This is a genomic window from Cupriavidus sp. 86D6, assembly GCF_057815095.1.
In genome coordinates this window covers 1-880 of the sequence record NZ_JBYPSB010000047.1, presented here as the reverse complement: position 1 = coordinate 880, position 880 = coordinate 1, and the positions used below count along the sequence as shown (strand labels likewise).

The 880-nt window shown below is 60.6% G+C and carries 1 protein-coding gene; it reads left to right on the top strand.

Annotation, left to right across the window (positions count from 1 at the left end; translation table 11 throughout):
- Nucleotides 1-61 precede the first annotated feature (61 nt).
- Nucleotides 62-826, top strand: a complete 765-nt coding sequence (locus AC3G88_RS29395) for an IS6-like element IS6100 family transposase (protein ID WP_001389365.1) — start codon at nt 62-64, stop codon at nt 824-826.
- Nucleotides 827-880: the final 54 nt, after the last annotated feature.

Genomic DNA, 880 nt, shown 5'->3' with positions numbered 1-880 from the left:
GGCTCTGTTGCAAAAATCGTGAAGCTTGAGCATGCTTGGCGGAGATTGGACGGACGGAACGATGACGGATTTCAAGTGGCGCCATTTCCAGGGTGATGTGATCCTGTGGGCGGTGCGCTGGTATTGTCGCTATCCGATCAGCTATCGCGACCTTGAGGAAATGCTGGCGGAACGCGGCATTTCGGTCGACCATACGACGATCTATCGCTGGGTCCAGTGCTACGCCCCGGAGATGGAGAAGCGGCTGCGCTGGTTCTGGCGGCGTGGCTTTGATCCGAGCTGGCGCCTGGATGAAACCTACGTCAAGGTGCGGGGCAAGTGGACCTACCTGTACCGGGCAGTCGACAAGCGGGGCGACACGATCGATTTCTACCTGTCGCCGACCCGCAGCGCCAAGGCAGCGAAGCGGTTCCTGGGCAAGGCCCTGCGAGGCCTGAAGCACTGGGAAAAGCCTGCCACGCTCAATACCGACAAAGCGCCGAGCTATGGTGCAGCGATCACCGAATTGAAGCGCGAAGGAAAGCTGGACCGGGAGACGGCCCACCGGCAGGTGAAGTATCTCAATAACGTGATCGAGGCCGATCACGGAAAGCTCAAGATACTGATCAAGCCGGTGCGCGGTTTCAAATCGATCCCCACGGCCTATGCCACGATCAAGGGATTCGAAGTCATGCGAGCCCTGCGCAAAGGACAGGCTCGCCCCTGGTGCCTGCAGCCCGGCATCAGGGGCGAGGTGCGCCTTGTGGAGAGAGCTTTTGGCATTGGGCCCTCGGCGCTGACGGAGGCCATGGGCATGCTCAACCACCATTTCGCAGCAGCCGCCTGATCGGCGCAGAGCGACAGCCTACCTCTGACTGCCGCCAATCTTTGCAACAGAGCC

Coding starts and splice junctions, on each gene's coding strand:
- AC3G88_RS29395 (WP_001389365.1), top strand. CDS start 62: ATGACGGATTTCAAGTGGCGCCATTTCCAGGGTGATGTGATCCTGTGG.